Source organism: Sphingomonas kyeonggiensis (genome assembly GCF_030812785.1).
Classification (GTDB): Bacteria; Pseudomonadota; Alphaproteobacteria; order Sphingomonadales; family Sphingomonadaceae; genus Sphingomonas; species Sphingomonas kyeonggiensis_B.
The window spans coordinates 378340-399064 of sequence record NZ_JAUSTJ010000001.1 but is presented as its reverse complement, the minus strand read 5'-3'; the positions used below and the strand labels follow the sequence as shown (position 1 = coordinate 399064).

21 protein-coding genes and 1 tRNA gene are annotated in these 20725 nt (G+C 66.9%); 12 read left to right on the top strand and 10 right to left on the bottom strand.

Annotated elements, in window-relative coordinates; translation table 11 throughout:
* Positions 1–158: 158 nt before the first annotated feature.
* From J2W22_RS01960 to J2W22_RS01950, 3 genes are all read left to right on the top strand, one after another.
* On the top strand, positions 159–1286 hold the full coding sequence (locus J2W22_RS01960) for a site-specific DNA-methyltransferase (RefSeq protein ID WP_307116586.1): 1128 nt from the start codon (positions 159–161) through the stop codon (positions 1284–1286).
* 309 nt (positions 1287–1595) lie between these two features.
* Positions 1596–2684 carry a dihydropteroate synthase gene (gene folP / locus J2W22_RS01955; protein WP_307116585.1) on the top strand — a complete coding sequence of 363 codons (1089 nt, stop codon included), beginning with the start codon at positions 1596–1598 and terminating at the stop codon, positions 2682–2684.
* Between the two features lie 17 nt (positions 2685–2701).
* Positions 2702–3133 carry a hypothetical protein gene (locus J2W22_RS01950; RefSeq protein ID WP_307116584.1) on the top strand — a complete coding sequence of 144 codons (432 nt, stop codon included), beginning with the start codon at positions 2702–2704 and terminating at the stop codon, positions 3131–3133.
* A 221-nt stretch (positions 3134–3354) separates the two neighbouring features.
* Here the strand turns inward: J2W22_RS01950 and J2W22_RS01945 are convergent, their stop codons facing one another.
* Positions 3355–4116, bottom strand: a complete 762-nt coding sequence (locus J2W22_RS01945) for a LytTR family DNA-binding domain-containing protein (protein ID WP_307116583.1) — start codon at positions 4114–4116, stop codon at positions 3355–3357.
* A gap of 157 nt (positions 4117–4273) precedes the next feature.
* On the opposite strand from J2W22_RS01945, the gene J2W22_RS01940 reads away from it, so the two are divergent.
* A complete protein-coding gene (locus J2W22_RS01940; protein WP_307116582.1) occupies positions 4274–4798 on the top strand; it encodes a DUF2306 domain-containing protein in 525 nt (174 codons plus the stop codon).
* Here J2W22_RS01940 and J2W22_RS01935 read toward each other — a convergent pair.
* The gene (locus J2W22_RS01935; protein ID WP_307116581.1) at positions 4795–5481 is read right to left on the bottom strand and encodes a DNA alkylation repair protein; all 687 of its coding nucleotides are present in this window, start codon (positions 5479–5481) and stop codon (positions 4795–4797) included. The genes J2W22_RS01940 and J2W22_RS01935 overlap by 4 nt on opposite strands.
* Before the next feature lie 16 nt (positions 5482–5497).
* The gene (locus J2W22_RS01930) at positions 5498–6925 is read right to left on the bottom strand and encodes a sigma-54-dependent transcriptional regulator (protein ID WP_307116580.1); all 1428 of its coding nucleotides are present in this window, start codon (positions 6923–6925) and stop codon (positions 5498–5500) included.
* Between the two features lie 150 nt (positions 6926–7075).
* Here J2W22_RS01930 and J2W22_RS01925 point away from each other — a divergent pair, with 150 nt between their 5' ends.
* The 8 genes from J2W22_RS01925 to J2W22_RS01890 all read left to right on the top strand — a co-directional run bounded on the left by J2W22_RS01925 (position 7076) and on the right by J2W22_RS01890 (position 12670).
* Positions 7076–7216, top strand: a complete 141-nt coding sequence (locus J2W22_RS01925) for an aa3-type cytochrome c oxidase subunit IV (RefSeq protein ID WP_307116579.1) — start codon at positions 7076–7078, stop codon at positions 7214–7216.
* Positions 7213–8334, top strand: coding sequence for an NAD(P) transhydrogenase subunit alpha (locus J2W22_RS01920; protein WP_307116578.1), 1122 nt, complete (start codon positions 7213–7215; stop codon positions 8332–8334). Before J2W22_RS01925 ends, J2W22_RS01920 begins: the two co-directional genes overlap by 4 nt.
* Positions 8331–8783 carry a hypothetical protein gene (locus J2W22_RS01915; RefSeq protein ID WP_307116577.1) on the top strand — a complete coding sequence of 151 codons (453 nt, stop codon included), beginning with the start codon at positions 8331–8333 and terminating at the stop codon, positions 8781–8783. Before J2W22_RS01920 ends, J2W22_RS01915 begins: the two co-directional genes overlap by 4 nt.
* Positions 8784–8787: 4 nt before the next feature.
* On the top strand, positions 8788–9066 hold the full coding sequence (locus J2W22_RS01910; RefSeq protein ID WP_307116576.1) for an NAD(P) transhydrogenase subunit alpha: 279 nt from the start codon (positions 8788–8790) through the stop codon (positions 9064–9066).
* Positions 9067–9070: 4 nt separating this feature from the next.
* Entirely contained in the window at positions 9071–10483 is a 1413-nt protein-coding gene (locus tag J2W22_RS01905) for an NAD(P)(+) transhydrogenase (Re/Si-specific) subunit beta (RefSeq protein ID WP_307116575.1), read from the top strand.
* A 34-nt stretch (positions 10484–10517) separates the two neighbouring features.
* Entirely contained in the window at positions 10518–11450 is a 933-nt protein-coding gene (locus J2W22_RS01900; protein ID WP_307116574.1) for a hypothetical protein, read from the top strand.
* A gap of 123 nt (positions 11451–11573) precedes the next feature.
* Positions 11574–12539, top strand: coding sequence for a hypothetical protein (locus tag J2W22_RS01895; RefSeq protein WP_307116573.1), 966 nt, complete (start codon positions 11574–11576; stop codon positions 12537–12539).
* A 55-nt stretch (positions 12540–12594) separates the two neighbouring features.
* Positions 12595–12670: transfer RNA gene (locus J2W22_RS01890), tRNA-Val, on the top strand.
* Positions 12671–12761: 91 nt separating this feature from the next.
* Here the strand turns inward: J2W22_RS01890 and J2W22_RS01885 are convergent.
* From J2W22_RS01885 to J2W22_RS01855, 7 genes are read right to left on the bottom strand one after another with little or no spacing between them, the layout of a single operon-like run.
* Positions 12762–13493 (bottom strand): SDR family NAD(P)-dependent oxidoreductase, encoded by a 732-nt coding sequence (locus J2W22_RS01885; protein WP_307116572.1) that lies wholly within the window; start codon positions 13491–13493, stop codon positions 12762–12764.
* A 32-nt stretch (positions 13494–13525) separates the two neighbouring features.
* Positions 13526–14224, bottom strand: coding sequence for a hypothetical protein (locus J2W22_RS01880; protein ID WP_307116571.1), 699 nt, complete (start codon positions 14222–14224; stop codon positions 13526–13528).
* 23 nt (positions 14225–14247) lie between these two features.
* Complete coding sequence (locus J2W22_RS01875; protein ID WP_307116570.1) at positions 14248–15507, bottom strand: aminotransferase family protein; 1260 nt, start codon at positions 15505–15507, stop codon at positions 14248–14250.
* Entirely contained in the window at positions 15504–16676 is a 1173-nt protein-coding gene (locus J2W22_RS01870) for a hypothetical protein (RefSeq protein ID WP_307116569.1), read from the bottom strand. Before J2W22_RS01870 ends, J2W22_RS01875 begins: the two co-directional genes overlap by 4 nt.
* Complete coding sequence (locus J2W22_RS01865) at positions 16673–17500, bottom strand: class I SAM-dependent methyltransferase (RefSeq protein WP_307116568.1); 828 nt, start codon at positions 17498–17500, stop codon at positions 16673–16675. The genes J2W22_RS01870 and J2W22_RS01865 overlap by 4 nt, the downstream gene beginning before the upstream one ends.
* On the bottom strand, positions 17493–19481 hold the full coding sequence (locus J2W22_RS01860) for a hypothetical protein (RefSeq protein ID WP_307116567.1): 1989 nt from the start codon (positions 19479–19481) through the stop codon (positions 17493–17495). Before J2W22_RS01860 ends, J2W22_RS01865 begins: the two co-directional genes overlap by 8 nt.
* 25 nt (positions 19482–19506) lie before the next feature.
* The gene (locus J2W22_RS01855) at positions 19507–20694 is read right to left on the bottom strand and encodes an ABC transporter permease (protein ID WP_307116566.1); all 1188 of its coding nucleotides are present in this window, start codon (positions 20692–20694) and stop codon (positions 19507–19509) included.
* Between the last annotated feature and the right edge of the window lie 31 nt (positions 20695–20725).

The following is a 20725-nucleotide window of genomic DNA, read 5'->3' as shown; positions in this document are numbered from 1 at the left end:
CTTGTGCCTGTGGATAAGTTTGCGACTCAGCATGTGGATAAGTTCGCTCGCCGTTCCACAAGTTAACGGAATCGCAGGTTTTTTCGTTAACCAATCAGCGCTTGACGCGAGGCCATTCGCCGACAGAAACCGCCTCTCCAACAAGGGGAGAGAGGTTAATGGGGGTTCTCGAAAAGGGCAGACTCAAGCCGGCAACGGTGCGTTCATGGGTCGATGTGTTGCCCTACGACACGATCCTGCAGCAGGACTGCATCGAGGCGATGCGGGCGCTGCCCGCCAAGTCGATCGACTGCATCTTCGCCGATCCGCCCTATAATCTGCAGCTCGGTGGCGACCTCAACCGCCCGGACGGCAGCGCCGTCGACGCGGTCACCGACGCATGGGACAAGTTCGACAGCCTCGCCGCCTATGACGCGTTCACCCGCGAATGGCTGGCCGAGGCGCGCCGCATCCTCAAGGACGACGGCACGATCTGGGTGATCGGCAGCTATCACAACATCTTCAAGGTCGGCTCGGCGATCCAGGACCTCGGCTTCTGGATCCTCAACGACATCATCTGGCGCAAGGCCAATCCGATGCCCAATTTCAAGGGCACGCGGTTCACCAACGCGCACGAGACGCTGATCTGGGCGAGCACCGGCGAGAAGGCGAAATACACCTTCAACTATCGCTCGATGAAGACGCTCAACGACGAAATCCAGATGCGCTCGGACTGGGAATTCCCGATCTGCGGCGGCCAAGAGCGCCTCAAGAAGGGCGGCACCAAGGTCCACCCGACCCAGAAGCCCGAAGCCCTGCTCTACCGCATCCTGCTCGCCAGCACGAAGCCGGGCGACGTCGTGCTCGATCCCTTCTTCGGCACCGGCACCACCGGCGCGGTCGCCAAGCGGCTCGGCCGCCGCTGGATCGGCATCGAGCGCGAGACCGCCTATGTCGAGGCGGCGCAGGAGCGCATCGAGGCGGCACTGCCGCTCGACGAATCGGCGTTGAAGACGATGCAGGCGCCCAAGAGCCAGCCGCGCGTCGCCTTCGGCCAGCTCGTCGAGAATGGTTTCCTGAAGCCAGGCACCGTGCTGACCGATTCCAAGCGCCGCTGGCGCGCGGTGGTCGGCGCCGACGGCTCGCTGAGCTGCGACGGCCAGACCGGCTCGATCCACAAGCTCGGCGCGACGCTGCAGAACGCGCCGTCGTGCAATGGCTGGACCTTCTGGAACTACGAAGCCGCCGACGGCCTCAAGCCGATCGACGCGCTGCGCCAGAACTACCTGCTGGCGACCCAGCCGTGATCGACGAGGGGAGGGCAGGCCGTTCCTCATATCCTCCCCGTCACCCCGGCCTTGTGCCGGGGTCCACCGGGAGGCGAGTGCTGGACTAGAGGCTCTCGCGCATCACGTGAGGCTGGGTGGACCCCGGAACAAGTCCGGGGTGACGAAGAGGGCGCGCGCATCCCCCGCTTGTACTTTCCGCTTCCAATGTAGGATTTCGTCTGAGACGCTTTCCCGCATGGCCAGCCGCTCTCTCCACATCAGCCCGCCCCGCAGGACGGGAAGCCCCCCGCGCGTGCATGTCGTGAACTTAGTGAACTTCCGCGCCGCATGACCGTCGATCTGCCCCCCGCCGCGCGGCTCTATCTCCGCCCCGTCCAGCTTGCCGATTCGCCGGTCAACCGCGACGGCGAGGTCGTCCGTCTGGCCGGCGGGCTCAGCTGGTGCTCGGCCTTCGAGCTGATCGCCCGTAAGGACGGCAAGCGCGTCCTCCAGCGCACCATCCCCGTCGCCGACCTTCCCGACGATCCCCGCATCGCCGCGATTCTCCAGCGGATCACCGCCCCGCGCGCGCCGCTGAAGCTCGGCGAGCGTATCGTCCGGCTCGATCAGCCCCAGGTGATGGCGATCCTCAACCGCACGCCCGACAGCTTCTCCGATTCGCGCGGGCTGAGCGAGGATGTCGACGCCGCGGCAAGCGCGGGCGTGGACATGGCGGCGGCCGGCGCCGCGATCCTCGACGTCGGCGGCGAATCGACCCGGCCGGGTGCCGCCGAGGTCTGGGAAGGCGAGGAGATCGAACGCGTCGTGCCGGTGATCCGCAAGCTCGCGGCCAGCGGCGCGGCGATCTCGGTCGACACCCGGCGCGCCGCGGTGATGGCGGCGTCGCTCCAGGCCGGCGCGCATCTCGTCAACGATGTCGCCGCCCTGCTCTACGATCCCCAGGCGCTCGACGTCGTGGTCAAGGCCGGCTGCCCGGTGGTGCTGATGCATTCGCCCGAGCCGCAAAAGGGCCCGCATGGCGGCGACGGCTATGGCGACGTGCTGCTCGACGTGTACGACTGGCTGGAGAAGCGCGTCGATGACGTGGTCGCCGCGGGTGTCGACCGGTCGAACATCCTGGTCGATCCGGGCATCGGCTTCGGCAAGTCGCTCCAGGACAATCTCGCGCTGATCAACGGGCTGGCGCTGTTCCACGGCCTGGGTTGCGCGATCCTGCTCGGCGCCAGCCGCAAGCGGATGATCGGCGCGCTGTCGAACGAGGCGCCGGCCGACCAGCGGCTCGGCGGCAGCCTGGCGATCGCGCTCAAGGGTGCCGATGCCGGGGTGCAACTCATCCGTGTTCATGATGTATTCGAGACGGTTCAGGCGTTGAGGGTCTGGCGGGGCCTGCGCGATTCGGCGCTGATCGCCCGCTAGAGAAACGGAGAAACTACATGCGTCTCGCCCTTGCCCTCACTTTGCTCGCCGCGCCCCTTCCGGCATTCGCCCAGGAGCCGGGCCCGCAGGATGCCCGCGACATGGTCCAGGCCTATTATGCCGCGATCGAGCGCGGCGACTTCCGCGCCGCCTATGGCCTGTGGGACCGGGGCGGCCAGGCGAGCGGCAAGAGCTTCGCCAGCTTCCGCCAGGGCTTCGCCGCGACCGCGCACAGCCGGGTCGAGACGCGCAATCCCGGGCGCGAGGATGCCGGCATGAGCCAGCGCTGGATCACCGTGCCGGTCGATGTCTACGCCACGCTCAAGAACGGCAAGCGCCAGCATTTCCGGGGATCGTACACGCTCCACCGCGTGGTGCCGGGGGTGAGCGCCAACCGCGCCGATACGCGTTGGCATCTGTCCAGCGCCAAGCTGGTCGCGGTCCGCTGAGCGCGCTTGCAAAATAGGATTTCGTCCGGTCCTCTCGGGCGGCTGGCCTCGTGGCCGGCCGCTCTTTGAGGCCGTCGGAAAATAGGATCTCGCACGCGCAACACTATTGCGAGATGCGCGGCGAACCCGGGAAAATGGGGAAAATAGCCGCCCGGAAAACCCGCTTTGGCGTGTACTTCGTGGACTTTGGCGAGTCGGCGGGCGGCGCGGTGTTGGAAGGGCTAGAACCAGCCCTGCGCCTCCAGTCCCGCCGCCTGGGCCCGGGCGACCGGCGCCTCGATCCCGCCGGCGAGCTGCAGCCGGACATTGCGCCCCTCGCGCCGCGCGCCCTGCACCGCGTCACGGGCGACCCACCAGCTGCGGTGGACCAGCGCGCCGGGCAGGCCGTCGAGCTCGAGCACCGCGTCACGCATCCGCATCAGCAGCAACGCCGAGCCATGCGCGGTGTGCACCCGGACATAATGGTCCTCCATCTCCAGCGCGATCGGCACGGCGCGAAGGTGCGGGGGCAGGCGCTCGACCAGCCGGGGCATGCCGGGCTCGGCCGGCTCCGCTGTAGGCGCCGGCTCGGGCGCGGGTTGGGCCCGATGCCGCTGCCGGGCGAACCAGAACAGCGCGCAGACCAGCGCGCCCATGATCAGCACGTTGCCATAATGGGCGAGCGCCTGCTCCAGCGTCGGCCAGCTCGGCGGGTGCCAGACGAAATTGGCGATCCACACCACCGCGCTCATCGGCAAGGTGACGATCAGGCAGGCCGCCGCCCACAGCGCCGGCTCGGGCAATTGCAGCCGCGGGGCGAGCGCGACCATCCCGCGCATCGCCGGGAAATAGAGGAAATAGCCGGCATAGCTCATCGCCAGCCAGTAGAGCAGCCGCAGCTCGAACGGCGCTGCGAAGCTGCCGAACGGCCCGACCAGCGCGAGCACCAGTCCCACGCCGAAGATGATCGCGCAGTCGATCAGGATTCGCCGTGCCCCGCTCACTTGTTCGCCTTCCCCGTCCCGTTCGCGCTTCGCCAAATGGCAGCGCCCGGCGCGCCGCCGTCCGTCCACGCAGCAATCGGCCCGGCCACGCAGCCGCGATTGCGGCCGGCCGGCGCCGCGCCATCCTGACCCCGCCAATAGCGTCGGGAGGCAAGCAATGGCCAGTCATGCAGTTGTTCGGGAAGCCGCGGCGATCGATCTGTCGCGGGTCGCCAAGGGGATCATGTTCGTCGCGGCGGGGGCGCTGACCGGGGCGACCGGTTATGCGGTGGCGCGGGTGCTGCTCGGCCTGACCCCGCCGACCTATGAGATCCGCCAGGTCGCGATCGCCGTCCACCTCGCCACCGTGCTGCCGGCGATCCCGCTCGGCCTGTGGGTGCTGCTGTCGCGCAAGGGCGATGCGACCCACCGCATGCTCGGCCGGACCTGGGCGGTGCTAATGGTGGTCGGGGCGGGCTCCGCGCTGTTCATCCGCCATCTCAACCACGGCCAGTTCAGCTGGCTGCATCTGTTCGTGCCGGTGGTGTTCTTCACCCTCTATCGCGCCATCCGCCAGGCCCGGGCGGGCCAGATCGCTGCGCACAAGGTCAATATGTGGCGGCTCTATGCGCTGGCGCTGCTGCTGCCGGGCATGTTCGCCTTCCTGCCCGGCCGGCTGCTCTGGCAATGGCTGCTGGTCTAGCCGAGACCCGCCTTGCGCCGCGCCGCCGGCCGGGCAAGGTCGCGTGCCGCGTCCCGGCCGATCCAGCGGGCAGCGGGGGCAGGGGAGGCGGCGAACCGCTCGGCCAGTTCGCTGGCAGCGGCATGCAGCGCGGGGTTGCGCATCCCGATCGCCCGCAGCGCCCAGCTCACCCCCTTCTTGACGAAGTTGCGTGGGTCGTCCGCCGCCGCCTCGATCAGCGGCAGCGCCTCGAGGAAGGGCGTATCGGGCAGCTTCTTGGCATGCAGCGCCAGCCCGGCGAGCAGCGCGAAGGCCGCGCGGCGGACGAACTCGCGCTCGTCATCGGCCCAGCGGTGGACGGCATCCCAGGCGAGCGGGCTCTTGTCGAACAGGTCGAAACAGGCGGTGTCGCAGGTCGCCCAATTGTCGAACCCCGCCGCCCAGCGGTCCATGCCCGCGGCGGTGAGCTGCCTGGCCTCGCCGACGAAGCAGGCGAGCAGCCGCGCCTCGTATACACCGGCATCCCAGAGCTGCTCGGCGAGCGTCTGGTCGCGGCCCAGCCCTTTGGCGATGCCGCGGATTGTGCCGACCTTGATGCCGATCACCCGGTCGGCGGTGGCGATACCGAATCGCGCCATGCCTTCGCCGATGCCGGGTTCGGCGGCGCGTTCGAGCTCGGCAAGGGCCTTGGCCAGGGTCTCCATGGCCGGGAGGCTAGGCTCAGGCGGCGCTCTGGTCGATCCCCAGCTCGCCGAGCTTGCGGTAGAGCGTCGAGCGGCCGATCCCCAGCCGCCGGGCGACTTCGGTCATCCGCCCGCGATAATGGCCGATGGCGAGGCGGATCACATCGGCCTCGATCTCGTCCAGTGCGCGCAGATTGCCGTCGGGCCGGAACAGGGTGACGCCGGCATTGTTGGCACCCGGCACCTGCTGGCCATTGCCCGAGGGGTGGCCGGCTGCGAGCTGGGCGATCTGCGGAAAGTCGGCGCGGGTCAGCCCGTCGCCGTCGCAGAGCACGGCGGCGCGGAACAGCGCGTTCTGGAGCTGGCGGACATTGCCCGGCCAGTCGTACGAGCCGAGCAGCTGGAGCGCGTCGTCGGTGATGCCCAGCTCGCGCAGGCCCGGCTGCTCGGCGATCCGCGCGAGCAGGTGGCGGGCCAGCGCCGGGATGTCACCGGTGCGCTCCCGAAGCGGCGGGATCGTCACCTGGACGACGTTGAGGCGGTAGTAGAGGTCCTCGCGGAAGCGCCCGGCCTCGACTTCGGCCTGCAGCGTCTTGTTGGTCGCGGCGATCACGCGGACATCGACCTCGCGGGCATGGCGTGCGCCGAGCGGCTGGATCTCGCCCGACTGGAGCACGCGCAGCAGCTTCACCTGTGCATCGAGCGGCATCTCGCCGACCTCGTCGAGGAACAGGGTGCCGCCATCGGCTTCGGCGAATCGGCCGATCTTGCGTTCGAAGGCGCCGGTGAACGCGCCCTTCTCATGACCGAACAGCTCGCTCTCGACCAGGTTGGCGGGGATCGCGCCGCAATTGACGCAGACCATGTCCTTCTTGCCGCGCGGGGAGGCGGCATGGACCGCTTCGGCGACCACTTCCTTGCCGACGCCGCTCTCGCCCTCGATCAGCACGGGCACCCGGGCGCGGGCGGCCTTGGCGGCGATGGCGAGGGCGGCGCGGAACTGCGGCGCGCTGCCGACGATCTCGTCGAAGGCGAGCGGGGCGGAAAGCTTCTCGGTGAGCGGGCGCAGCTCGCCCGCGGTCTTGCCGCCGACGGCAGCCTCGAGCGCGGCGAGCAGGCGCTCGGCGGCGAGCGGCTTGACCAGGAAGTCGGTCGCGCCGGCGCGCATCGCGGCCACGGCATTGGCGACCGATCCGTTGGCGGTGAGCATCAGGATCGGCAGCTGCGGCCGGCGGGTGCGCAGCTCGGCGATCAGGCCCGCCGCATCGGCGTCGGGCGAGCTATGGTCGAGCAGGATCGCGTCGAGCGCCATCCCGTCGGGCGTGCCCAGCGTGGCGATGCCGGTCTCGGCCTCGCTCGCGAAGATGGTGCGCCAGCCGCGGCGTGCGGCGATGGCCGCGACGAGGCGGCGCTGTGCCGGCTCGTCGTCGATCAGCATCAGGAGGCGCTGGCCGTTGCGCGTCATCGCTCTTTCTGTCCCCAATGTCCCGTTTCAGGGCGTCCGTCTTAAAGCAGATGGGTAAAGGCGGGCTTAAGCTTGCCGAAGTCGCACCGGGGTTGAGGGAGCGGGGGCTGCGGGTTAAGGTCCCGCCACATAGTTTCAGGGGAGAGACGAATGGCCGACACCGGTGACAACGCCGCGCAGCTCAAGGCACATGAGCAGACGTGGCACGGTTTCAAGGCGATGATGACCTGGGGCACGGTGGGCGTGGCTCTGGTCGCCGCCCTTGTCGTCTTCCTGATCTCCGCCAAGTGAAGATCGCCATATTGAAGGAGGCCGCCGCCGGCGAGCGGCGCGTCTCCGCGACTCCGGAAACGGTGAAGAAGTTCGTCGGCCTCGGCGCCCAGCTGGCGGTAGAGTCGGGTGCGGGCCTGGATGCTTCCATCGCCGACCAGGCCTATGCCGATGCCGGCGCCAGCGTCGGCGCGCGGGCGGATGTCCTCAAGGACGCGGACATCGTGCTTGGCGTGCAGGGCCCCGATCCCGCCAGCCTTACGGGCACGAAACCCGGCGCCTGGATCGTCGCCGGGCTCAATCCGTTCGGCGAGCGCGCCCGAGTCGATGCCTATGCGAGCGGTGGCTTCGAGGCGCTGGCGATGGAGTTCATGCCGCGCATCACTCGCGCCCAGTCGATGGACATCCTGTCCTCGCAGTCGAACCTCGCCGGTTACAAGGCGGTGCTCGACGCGGCGGCCGAATATGGCCGCGCCTTCCCGATGATGATGACCGCGGCGGGCACCGTCTCGGCGGCCAAGGCCTTTGTGATGGGCGTCGGCGTCGCCGGCCTCCAGGCGATCGCCACCGCACGGCGCCTCGGCGCCCAGGTCTCGGCGACCGATGTGCGCGCCGCGACCAAGGAGCAGATCCTCTCGCTCGGCGCCAAGCCGATCTTCGTCGAGGCGGTGAAGGGCATCGAGGGCGAAGGCACCGGCGGCTATGCCACCGAGATGAGCGACGAGTACAAGGCGGCGCAGGCCGAGCTGGTATCCTCGCACATCGCCAAGCAGGACATCGTGATCACCACCGCGCTGATCCCCGGCCGGCCCGCGCCGCGGCTGATCAGCGACGCGCAGATCGCCAGCATGAAGCCGGGCAGCGTGATCGTCGACCTCGCGGTCGAGGCGGGCGGCAATGTCGAGGGCGCGGTCGCCGGCGAGATCGTCGTGAAGCACGGGGTGAAGATCGTCGGGCACCGCAACGTGCCCTCGCGCCTCGCCGCCGACAGCTCGGCTTTGTTCGCGCGCAACCTGTTCAACTTCCTCTCCGCCTTCTGGGACAAGGAGCAGGGCAAGCCTGTTCTCGATGACGAGATCGGCAACGCCATCCGCCTGACCCAGGGCGGCAAGGTGGTGAACGAGAGGCTGCTCGGGTGAAGAAGAGATGGGCGGTCGTCGCGGCTGCCTGTCTCCTGATGGGCTGCCAAAAGCCGACAGGGAATGAGAATTTCGATGGAATATTCGTCAGGCACTACGACGAAATTCTTCAATTCTGGAATTTGTACGCAAGGACGGAGGCGATCATCTCGCCATGGTGCGACAATACGGACCTGAATTTCAAGGTTCCGGACCCGTGGGTCAGATTCGGGCGCGCAAGGCGACAATATGAGCAGAGCCTCGAGCGTGAGCGGCTCGTCGGCGAGATGTTCAACGCGGGAATGGTACTGCCATCGCGAACCGGGAAGATCATTGTTGATTGTGTCGCGCCGCGGGAACTGTCCGATGGCGAAATGATCAAAGAAATGGACGAGAGATTGGACAAGCAGCATCAGGCCATCGAGCAGATGGAGAAGCTTTCCAGGATCGTCCTGAAGAAGGGTAGCTAATTCGATGGACTTCATCTCGATCCTGTCGATCTTCGTGCTGGCGTGCTTCGTCGGCTATTATGTGGTCTGGTCGGTCACCCCGGCGCTGCACACGCCGCTGATGGCGGTGACCAACGCGATCTCCTCGGTAATCATCGTCGGCGCGCTGATCGCGTCCGCCGCATCGGGCGCGGAGATTTCGAAGTGGCTCGGCCTCGTCGCCGTCGCGCTGGCCTCCGTGAACATCTTCGGCGGGTTCGCCGTCACCGAGCGCATGCTCGCCATGTACAAGAAGAAGGGCTGAGCCGATGCACGAGGGGGCACCTGTCAATCCGTGGGTGGCGCTGGCCTATCTGGTTGCCGGCATCTGTTTCATCCTCGCGCTGCGCGGGCTCTCCAGCCCGGCGAGCAGCCGGCGGGGCAACCGGCTCGGCATGCTCGGCATGGCGATCGCGGTGGTCACCACGCTGATCACCCATGAGATCGCCAGCCCGATCGAGCTGGGCGCGGCGATCGCGATCGGCGGCGTGATCGGTTTCGTCACTGCTCGCCGCATCGCCATGACCGCGATGCCGCAGCTCGTCGCCGCCTTCCACTCGCTGGTCGGCATGGCGGCGGTGCTGGTCGCGGCCGCCGCCTTCCTCAACCCCGGCGCCTTCGGCATCCTCGGGCCGGACGGCGAGATCCTCAGCATCAGCCGGATCGAGATGGGCTTGGGCGTGGCGATCGGCGCGATCACCTTCTCGGGCTCGGTGATCGCCTTCCTCAAATTGAACGGCAACATGTCGGGCAAGCCGATTCTGCTGCCCGGCCGCCATGTCATCAACCTCGCGGTGCTCGCCGGCATCCTCGGCCTGGTCGGCTATTTCGTCACCGACCAGAGCCCCTGGGTGTTCTGGACCGTCACGGCGCTCAGCTTCGTCATCGGCTTCCTGCTGATCGTGCCGATCGGCGGCGCGGACATGCCGGTGGTCGTCTCGATGCTCAACAGCTATTCCGGCTGGGCCGCCGCGGCGATGGGCTTCACGCTGCACAACAGCGCGATGATCATCACCGGCGCGCTGGTCGGCAGCTCGGGCGCGATCCTCAGCTACATCATGTGCCGCGCGATGAACCGCAGCTTCATCAGCGTGATCGCCGGCGGCTTCGGCGCGACGGCGGATGCCGGTGGCGGCGGCGCGGCGGTCGACCGCCCATGGAAGCGCGGCTCGGCCGAGGACGCGGCCTTCCTGATGAGCCAGGCCGAGCAGGTCATCATCGTGCCGGGTTACGGCATGGCGGTCGCCCAGGCGCAGCATGCGCTGCGCGAGATGGGCGACAAGCTCAAGGAACATGGCGTCCGGGTGAAATATGCGATCCATCCGGTCGCGGGGCGCATGCCGGGCCATATGAACGTGCTGCTCGCCGAGGCGAACGTGCCCTATGACGAAGTGTTCGAGCTGGAGGACATCAACAGCGAGTTCGCCCAGACCGACGTCGCCTTCGTCATCGGCGCCAACGACGTGACCAACCCCGCCGCCAAGACCGACAAGAGCTCGCCGATCTACGGCATGCCGGTGCTCGACGTCGAAAAAGCCAAGACGGTGCTTTTCATCAAGCGCTCGATGGGCGGCGTCGGCTATGCGGGTGTGGACAATGAGCTGTTCTACCGCGACAACACGATGATGCTGCTCGCGGACGCCAAGAAGATGGTCGAGGAGATCGTGAAGAGTCTCGACTGACGCTGGCGGGCCGGAGCGAACGGGGGAATATTCAATGGCGAGCGTGGGTTCGATACTGGGGGGCGCATTCCGGCTGCTGCGCGATCGCCCCGCTTCGGTAGTGATCTGGGCGGTCACCTATTGCATCGGCGCGCTGGCCATCTCGCTGGTCATGGGCCTGCTGATGTACGGCACGATGATGCCGACTGCGGCCGATGCCAGCGCTTCGATCTCGGCCTTTGCAGGGCCGGCGTTCAGCCTGATATTGCTCCTCAACCTCTGCCTGCTGTTCCTCCTCGTGGTGCTGATGAACGCAGTGTTCCGCGCGATGCTGCGGCCGGAGGAGGGCGGTTTCGCCTATATGCGGCTGGGCATGGACGAGTTCCGCATGTTCGGGCTGGTGATCCTGGTCGTCATCGGGCTCTTCGTCGCCGTGTTCATCGGCGAGCTGCTGCTGCTGCTGGTCATCGCCGCCCTGGGCTTGGTCCTGGGGCAGGGCGTGATCACCGCCATCCTCGCGTTCCTGCTCGGCCTCGCCTTCATCTGCGCGGTGATCTGGGTTGAGGTGCGCATCTCGCTGATCTTCCCGCTCAGCTTCCATCGCCGCCGGATCAGCCTCGATGCCGCCTGGGACCTGACCCGTGGCCGCTTCTGGCTGCTCTTTGCCTGCTATTTCCTGATCGGCCTGATCTTCGTCGTCGCCGGCGTCGCCGTCATGTCGTTCGTGATGGGCGATTACCTCGCTGCGCTATTCGCGGCCAATGGCGATCGGGAGCAGATGCAGGCGGCGGCCGAGGCATTCGCCGCCCAGCAGCTCGCCATGCCGCTGGTCACCAAGATCATCTTCGGCGTGCTCGGTGCGATATTCTTCGCGATCGGCCTGGCGCTGGGGCCGGGCCTGTTGGCCAGCGCGACGCGCGAGCTTCTCGGCGATCCGAGCGAAGCTGCGGTATTTGCAGCCGAATCCGACGGATCAGTCGTGGACTGATCCAGAACGGACGGGCAAGGATTCCCGCGCCCGTCCGGGTCGCGCCACAAGCTCCGAAACGGAGCGGATCGAGCAATCCGTTCCGGAGGTTGGGCCTCTCCGGGAACATGACCCGAGAAGGCGATGGCGAACCTTTCCGCGGCCCCTGAACTGATTGGCGCTCCCTATGATCTGGCGGCCAACGCGCTGTTGATCGCGGCAGTGGCGCGGACCGAAGTGACCGAGACGCTCGCCACCGCCGGTTTCCGGGTGCGCGACGTGGCCGATCCCGCCACGGCCTCCGCCTTGCTCGACGGCCCGGTGCTCGATCTGGTGCTGCTCGATGCGCGCGATGCTTCCGAACCGGAACTGGAGGTCCTGCTCGATCTCCTGGCGGCACGCGACGCTTCGGCAGCCCCGGCGCTGGTGGCGATCTTCTCCGCCGGGCAGGTCGATCTCGCCGCGCCCCTTCTCGGCATGCCGCACACCCAGCTGCTCTGCGATCCCGGCATCACGGAGCTGCTCGGCGCGCTGCTCCGGGCCCGGGCGGAGAGTGAGGGCGCGCCGCGTGCGCGCTGGACCGACATCACCCGCGACGCCGAGGTGGCGCGCCTGCGCCGGCTCAACGAGGAAGTCGCGCGCATCGCCGATGCGCTGGCCCGGCTCACCCGGGGCGAGTTGTTCGACGACGAGGAGGATGGCCGCGACGGCGTCCTGCGCGCGCCCGAGATGGATTATCGCGGGCCCGACGAGCCTGTATCCGAGATCGCCGCGGCGGAGATTCGCGCGGTGATCCGTTCGCGGCGGTTGCGCAGCCAGTATTTCGCGGCGGAGCTGTTCGCCGATCCCGCCTGGGACATGCTGCTCGACCTGTTCGCCGCGAATATCGAGCGGCGGCGCGTCTCGGTGTCGAGCCTGTGCATCGCCGCCGCCGTACCGCCGACCACGGCGCTGCGCTGGATCGGCACGATGCACGAGGCGGGGCTGTTCGGCCGCCATGCCGATCCGGGCGACCGGCGCCGCGCCTATATCGTGCTCAGCGAAAAGGCGGTGCAGGGCATGCGGGCCTATGTCGGCGCGATCCGCCGCGCCGGGCTCGGATTGGTCTGAGGGGCTTGCCCCGGCGCCCGAGCTTTGGCATCGGGCCTGGACTGGCGTTGCGCCAGGGCGCTTAGCTCAGTTGGTAGAGCATCTCGTTTACACCGAGAGGGTCGGCGGTTCGAGCCCGTCAGCGCCCACCATCTTCCCGAAATTGTCTTTCGTGCCCGAGGACTAATGGGCACTCCCAAGGCTTCTCGGTTCCGGGGCCGTCAGGGTCTAGGCGAGAACCGCTCAGCGGGCGGTCCAGCCGCCATCGACGAGGAGATTGTGCCCGGTTACCCCGGCGGCGGCATCCGAAGCGAGGTAGCAGATCGCAGCGGCGACCTCATCGGCGGTCACCGGCCGGCCCAGAGGAAGATCATTCTTGATATCGTCGCGGATCGGAGGCGACTGGAGCAGTGCCGCATTGCTCTCGGTCTGCACATAGGTTGGGCTGACCGCGTTGACACGGATCGCTCGATCGGCCCATTCCACTGCCAGGGCGCGGGTAAGGTTGATCAGCCCGCCTTTGCTGGCGCAATAGGGCGCCCGGTCGCGATTGCCGACGACTCCGTGCTGCGAGCAGACGTTGATAATCGTGCCGCCCCTGGACAGTACCGATGCTGCGGCTTGGGCGCAGAAGAAGGCACCGCGCAGGTTCACGTTCATGATCGCATCGAACTCTTCTTCCTCGATGTCCAGCGCAGCCTTGAACAGCTGAGTGCCGGCATTGTTGACCAGAATGTCGAGGCGATCGGTCTCGGCGACGATGCGATCGAACACGGCCGGCATGCTGCGTACTGCCGTCACGTCGAGTTCCAGGGCGAGGGCGCGCCTGCCCTCCCGAGTTATCGCGCCGACCAGCGTGTCGAGTGCCTGCGATCGGCCCGGCCGATCGGTGGCCACGACGATCGCGCCTGTCCGGGCCATCATCGTTGCCGTTGCCCGGCCGATGCCGGTTCCGGCGCCGGTAATCAGCGCCACCTTTCCTTCGAGGGAAAAGGGAGACGATCCCGTCACTTGATATATCCGATCACATAGAGCTGGAAGAGCAGCCCCTGGAAGGAGCCCCAAATCAGGAGCAGCAGCGCGATCGCCGGGAACCAGCCAATCGCGGCGGCGCGGCGTATGGCAAGGACCATCAGTGCCAGCGCCCAGACATCGAAGAGACTGAAGAAGTGGAGCGCGGCGCTGTCGAGCGGAAGGCCGAGCAGTTTCGGCAGCGCATCGAGCGCTACGGCCCGCCGCCACGCTTCCGTGTTGGCCGCAAAATACCAGGCGATCGCCTTCAGGAAACGCTCGGCGATCAGCGGTGCGCTGGCCACCAGCAGCGAGCCGGTCAAATCGGCGAAGCGGGCTTTCGCGCCGATGACGAATAGCGCCAGGAACAGCAGTACCGAGACGGCAAGCATTATCAGGAGATTGATCAACGAGCCGGCGAGGACCGCGACGCCGATTGTCATCACCTTGGTACCGGCCGCGATCCCAGGCTCGAGGGTCCATTGTGCTCGAAAAGCCTGCATCAGGCTGGGCATAAGCAGCAGTGCCACGACGAAATCGATCGCGAGGATCGCGAAGATCAGCACCGCGGCATTGGACGCCGAACTCGGTTGGCGCAGCGTGGCGATCGGTCGAACGAGGACCCCCAGCAACCTGCCGACGACCGCCAGTCCCGGCGCTTGCCCAGGAGTGGCGTGGGCGGGAGCATCATTCATGCCCGCTGGTGCAACGCCGCTCGTCATACGAGCAACCGGAGGATGGAGACTAGGATATCGATCATGTCATCGACCTCGTCCTGAGAGATGGTGAGAGGAGGGTAGAGGCTGATGCCCGAACGGAAATGATAGACAAGCAGCCCCGCCTCGGCGCACAGGCGCCGTATCTCCAGTGCCTCGGTCTCGGTGAAGGGCGTGCGCTCGGGATCGAGATGGGCGAGCCGGAGACCGATCATAAGCCCGGCGCCGCTCACTTCGCTGAGCACCGTGCCGCCGGCCAGCTCGCCGAACGCGGCGCGGATCCTCTCGCCGAGCATCTCCGCGCGCGCAGCCAGCCCTTCGCGCTGGACGATGTTGAGCACCGTCAGCGCGACGGCGCAGCCGATCGGATTGCCGTCTTGCGTGCTGCCGAACAGGATCGGCGCACCGGCAGACCGGAGCGCATCCACCACGGGGCCGGCAAACAAGGTCGCGCCCACCGGAAAATAGCCGGCAGCCAGTCCCTTCGCGAGCGCTATGATGTCTGGCTCAAGCCCCGCGGCATAGGATGCGAACATCGCCCCCGCCCGGCCGCAACCGGTTGCGACTTCGTCGGCGATGATCAGGATATCGGCATCGCGGCAGATCCTCTGGACCTTGGCCATATAGTCGCGTGACGGCACCACCACGCCACCCGTGCCGAGGATGGGCTCTAGGATGAACGCCGCGATACGATCCCCCTCGGAATCGACCAGCGCTTGCAGGTCGGCAAGCGAGCGCGCCTCGTCGGGTGGGCTTGCAATGCAAGTGAAATCGCCAAGCGCCACTTCCCAGTCCGACATCTCGGCGCGCATCGAGCCGCTGGCGGAAAGATTCATCCAGGAGCAGCCATGATAGGCCTCGTCCAGGCTGATGATGCGCGTCTTGTCGGGGCGCTGGCAGGCGCGTTGATAGGTGCGGGCCACGCGTAGCGCGACTTCCACCGCCGAGGTGCCGGTGGTCGAGAGATAGGCGCAGCGCATGCGCTCATCGGTCAGCTTCACGAGCAGCGCGGCAAGTTGCTCGGCGGGGCCGTGGCGCGAATCGAACAGGCCGCAATAGGCGAGCCGCTCTGCCTGTTTTTGCATCGCTGCGAGGATCTCGCCATGGCCTAGGCCGAGCGCGACATTCCATAGGCCGGCGGCGGCGTCGATATAGTGCCGTCCGGCAGCGTCGGTGATCAGGCAGCCTTGGCCGCGCTCGGCCTTGAGCGTGGGCGCAGCGCCCGGCGAAAGATAGGGGTGGAGGAGCGCCGGCGCGTTCATGTCCGTAGTTCCGTGGAGTAGCGCAGCGCCGAGCGAGCGAAACGGTACAATAGCATCGCCGCGAGCAGCCCGCAGAGTAGCCAGGCGAAGGTGAGCGACAGTCTGGAGGTGAGCCGATAGAGCGTCACCAGGCCGAGCCCCCAGAACAGCGGCAGCACGATCAGGTGCGCCACGCCGAAGGCGAACAGCGCCGGACGAGCCGGCGTGCCCGGCTTCGCGCGACCAATCAGCCGCCGGAAGCGCTGGTCGACCGCCTTCAGGCCGAGCGTCTTGAGATTGGGCTGCCGCGTCAGGTGTGACAGGATCCAATAGCCGTCGAGCTTGATCAGGGGAAAGAGGTTCATCACCGCGATGCCGGTGTTGAGCAGCGCGAGATAGGCGACGAGCGAGCTGCCAGTGAACAGCCAGATATCGACAAAAACCGCACTCACCAGCAGCTGGAACAGAATCCCCGCCGCGCTGACCACCACCTTGGGCCCGGTCTCGCGAAAGCGCCAGGCATCCGACACGTCGCAGAAGGGCACCGGCGTCAGGTACATGAGCATCAGGCCGATGCGCCCGACGCGCCCGCCGAAATGCTTGCATGCGGCGGCATGCGACATTTCGTGCCCGAAATTGATCGCGAGCATCGTCAGATAGAGCGTGAACCATTGCCAGAGCGGCAAGAGCGGCTGGTAGGCTCCGGCCGCGCGGACGGCCAGATCGGGCCGCAACGCGGTCACGATTACGGGCGAGAGGAAGCAGAGCAGATAGAGCCCCACCGCCGGGCGGCTAAACAGAGCATGGACCACGGCGACGTGCCGTTCGAGGAACGCATCCGGATGGAAAAGCGTGAACCGCACGCGATCGTGGTGCATCAGTCCATCGAAGATACGCCGGGGCAGGCTGATGCGCGGCGCGGGCTCGGCGAGCGTCTCGTCCTGCGCGAGCAGCCGGTGCTCGTGCAGGAATGCGACCATCCGCCGCACCTGCTCACCTGAGAAACCGAAGCGCTGCTCGTCGGCGAGGGCTTCGAGTGAAGTCGCGCCGTCGAGGCTCGCCGCGAAGGCCGCCTCACGCTCGCCAAGGCGGAAATAGCGGTTGGTCGCGCCGTTACGGACGATGGCGAAGGACTCGTGCGGCGGATCGATCGTGACTTGCCTGTCCAGCGCCGGGTAGGCTGCCGTCATCGTGACTCTCCCCTGTGGCCGACAATGAAAAAGCGCTGGTCTTCGAACAGCTGCTCCGCGCGAATGATCAGCCCTGCCGCGTCGAGTTCGCCTGCAAGCTGCTCGCGCGTGAACCAGGCCTTCTCGCTGTATCCCAGGCGCCGGTGGACATTGCCGTCCCAGTCGCCGGTTTCGCGATAGACGTTGAAAATGAAGCGACGCTCGGCTGGGTAGAAGCGCTGCCCGACGATGCCGATATCGAATTCGCCGCTCGTCGAGACCGACCAGACGTCGTGGAAGTGGTCGAGCTTCCGCCATTTGTCGTCTTCGAGATCGAGTGTGTCGAACACGAAGACACCGTCCTGTGCAAGGTTGCCGGCAACCGAGCGGAACAGTCCGACGCGCTGCTCTGGATCGAGCAGCAAGCTGATGCTGGTGATCCCGACGATGACGAGATCGTAGCGTTCGCCCATGTCGAAGCCGGTCATATCGCCTCGCACGAAGCGGACGCGTCCGCGCACCTCAGGCGTCTCGAGCGCGGCATTGGCGGCGGCGAGCTCGAGCATGGCCGGCGATAGTTCCAGCCCGTCGACCGTGTAGCCAAGGCGTGCCAGAGCGAAGCCGATCCGCCCGGCGCCGCATGCAAGGTCGAGGACCTTGGCGCCGGGCGGCGCGAGCTTCTCGAACACCGGAATATCGGCGACATACTCGGCCATGAACCCGTCGTAAAAGTCCGACATGCCATGATCGTAGAGGTCGGCCGGCGGTTCGTCGCAAACGCCGAGTGCGTTCAGCTTGGCGAACATTCCGTGGAGCAGGTCGGCGGGATAGGCGTCCTCATGCATGGCCACACCCCTCGAGCAACCCGCCAGCGCTGAGCTTGGCGAGACCAGCGGCGACGCTTTCCTCGGCGACCGCGCGCTCGGCCCCGAAGCGGGAGGCCAGCTCGTCGGCCAGATTCTCCTGGTTGGCGCCCATCCAGGCGCCTTCCAGGATCGTCGCCAGCGGTGCGCTCAACCGGCAGAGCGTCCGCGTGCCACGCATCCAGGCGAAATGCTGGGCGTCGATCGAGACGATGACGAGCCGGCGCGGCGCTCCGGTCGGTGCACCGGCGCCGCTGAAATGCTGCGGCGGCAGCCCTTCGGCCGAGACCCGCAAGGTGTTGGCTCCGCTCAGGGGGCGCCCATGCTCGGCCAGCAGGCGGACGAAGTACCAGAGCTCGAAATAGAGCGGCGTGGCAGGATATTGGCGCCGCATCGCGCAATAGCGGCCACCCCAGGCATCGGGCAGGTTGGCGCACCGGCTGCAGGCATCGCGCACGGGACAGGTCGCGCAGCCGCGGCGAACCTCCTCCATTTGCTGATGGCGGCGGCTTGCGAGAAGCATCTGATCGATCGGCTCGCCGACGCGGCCCAACCGACCCGCGTCGCGACAGGCCATGACATCAAGGTTGGCCGCCACCTGCATGCGGCGGATCGCAGCCAGCTTGCAATTGCCGTAGCCAAGCCAGCGGCAGCTATTCTCGAAGTGGAAGCGGCCGGAGGCATTGCCGACTTCCATCTCGCCGGTTTCGTGGAAACGGCTGAGTCGTGCGTCCAGTGCATCGATGTCATCGGCTTCGGAAAGCGTGACGATCGTCATGGCATCTGCATTCGCTTCACCGGCAGCGAGCGCGCGGAACGAGCTGCGCAGGATCGGGAACGCGCTTTCTTCCTCACCGTCGACCCAGGCTTTGCCGCGCGCGCCGCTGCCGACCGCATAGACATGCTTGGGCCAGCCGCCGGTCTCCTGATGGGCGGGCGCGGTAAAGCGGGGTAGTTCCGGTTCAAGCGCCTGCGGCTCGCCAAGCAGAATCGCCGCGCTCTTGGCCGACATGTGGCTGCCGGCCCACTGATATGTCAGCCGCCGATCGTCGGCGTTCAGCTCCAGCGGCAGCTCGAGATGGTACACCGCCGGCGAGACATTTCCATCGGCATAGGCGCCGGTATAATGCGCGACCAGGCCGTTCTTCACGAACATCGAGGCACGGCCGAGCGCGTTTGGCGGCGTGCGGCTCGCGAACATCTGGCGAAGCGCGTCGATGCTGTCCGCCTGGAGCGCCGGCTTGAAGCCGTCTTCCAGCATCACGCGCTGGAAGCTCGCCCGCGACACGGCACCGGGCGACGCTTGCGACAGGCCGTTTGCGTCCGTCCGCAACGTCAATCGGTCGGCCAGGCCGATTGCCTCGAGCCGCTCCACCAGATGGACGACTTCGCCGGTTCCCGCGCCTACGCCATCGACCAGGATTTCGCCCGCGGGCGCTGCTTCCGCGAGCCAGGCAAGGTCATCCTCGATCGAATTGGAGGCAGCATGCAGGCCGATCCGTGCGAGGTCCGCCTCGCTGAAAATGCCGGCGCGGTACAGCGATGCGGTGCGCGGGGGCGGCGCTTCGCTCGTGCCAGTCAGCGCTGCGGCGGCCGCGCCGGGCTCGACGGCGAGAATGGGCGTGCCAATCTCCGCCAGTGGCACCAGATCCGTGGGGAGAGCGCTCAGTTCCATCCAGAAGGCAAGCACGACTGTCGGGCGGACCTGCTGCAACGCGAGCCCCAGCGCGCGCGCTGCCGGCGCCGAATGCATATTGACCGCGAAGACATAGTGATCGGAACGCGTCCGGGCGAGCTGACGCGCGAGATCGTTCAGGCTCGCCTCCGACTTGCCGACAAACAATTTGGTCTCGAGCCCCGCCTGCGCCAGGCTCCAGCACAGCTCGCCATCGGGACGCTCATATCCCAGGCCGACGATGTGGCGGGAGTCCATCAGCATCCGGGTGACGGTAACGCTTTTCATCTTCCCCCCTTTTGAAGTTGCGCGATCATTCGTGCCTCAGCGCTTCGATCGGATCGAGATTGGCAGCCTGGGCGGCCGGGATGACGCCGAACAGCACGCCGATCGCGGTGACAAAGACCACGGAGCCGACTGCTGCCGAGACCGGTATCGGGATTGCGGGCAGTTGCGGCACTAGGATCGGTATGATCAGATCGATGCCGCAGCCGACGAGTACGCCGAGCAGTCCGCCGAACAGGGACAGCAGGACTGCTTCCAGCAAGAACTGGAGCAGGATGTCGCCGCGCTGGGCGCCAAGTGCCTTGCAGATGCCGATTTCGCGCGTCCGCTCGGTCACGCTGGTCAGCATCATGTTCATGATGCCGATCCCGGCGACCAGCAGCGAGATGCCGACCAGCCCCACGGCGACCCCGGCGATCGCGCCGGTGATCCGGTCGAAGGACTGGGTCAGCTGCTTGGCGGTATCGACCTTGAAGTCATCCTCGTCGCCAGGGCGCAACTTGCGGTTCTCGCGCAGGACCTGCACGATCCGGTGCTGCACATCCTCGATCGCATCCGGATCGGCGACGCTGAGGGTAATGGAAAGGTCTAGCTTGCCGGGATCCGCAACGGCAATTTCTCCGGCCGAGAAGGGGATCGCGACATAGTCGTCCTGGCTGATTCCAAAGACATCGCCTTTCTCCTCCATGACGCCGACGATCTTGTACCAGTCGCCGCCGATGCGCAGAAACTGCCCGATGGGCGAGCCCGGCAGATCGAGATTCTCGCGGACCTTGGTGCCGATCACGCAAATCTTGCGTGCGGCCTGCTCATCCGCAGCGTTCACGAAACGGCCTTGCGCGGTGTATACCTTGAACGTGTCCTGATAATTGGGCGTGACGCCATAGACGCGCGTGAAGCCCGTCTTCCCGCCGGCCGCGACCCGCGTGCCATAGGCGCCGAACGGCAGCAGCACCGGCGTGACCTGCTCCACGCCATCGACCCGGCCGAGGATGGCGCGATGATCGGAAAGCGTCAGCCGGCGTGTGATGCCGCGCAGCTGCTCGTCGAAGCTCGTATAGGCACGCACGCTCAACGTGTTGGTGCCCAGCGAATCGAAGCTGCTGGTGATCGACTGGGACAGGCTCTGCACGATCGAGACGACGACGATGATCGCGGCGACGCCGACCACCATGCCGGCAATGGTCAGCCCACTGCGCGAACGGTTGGCGATCACGCCGTCCCATGCGGCCCGCGCCCCTTCTCTC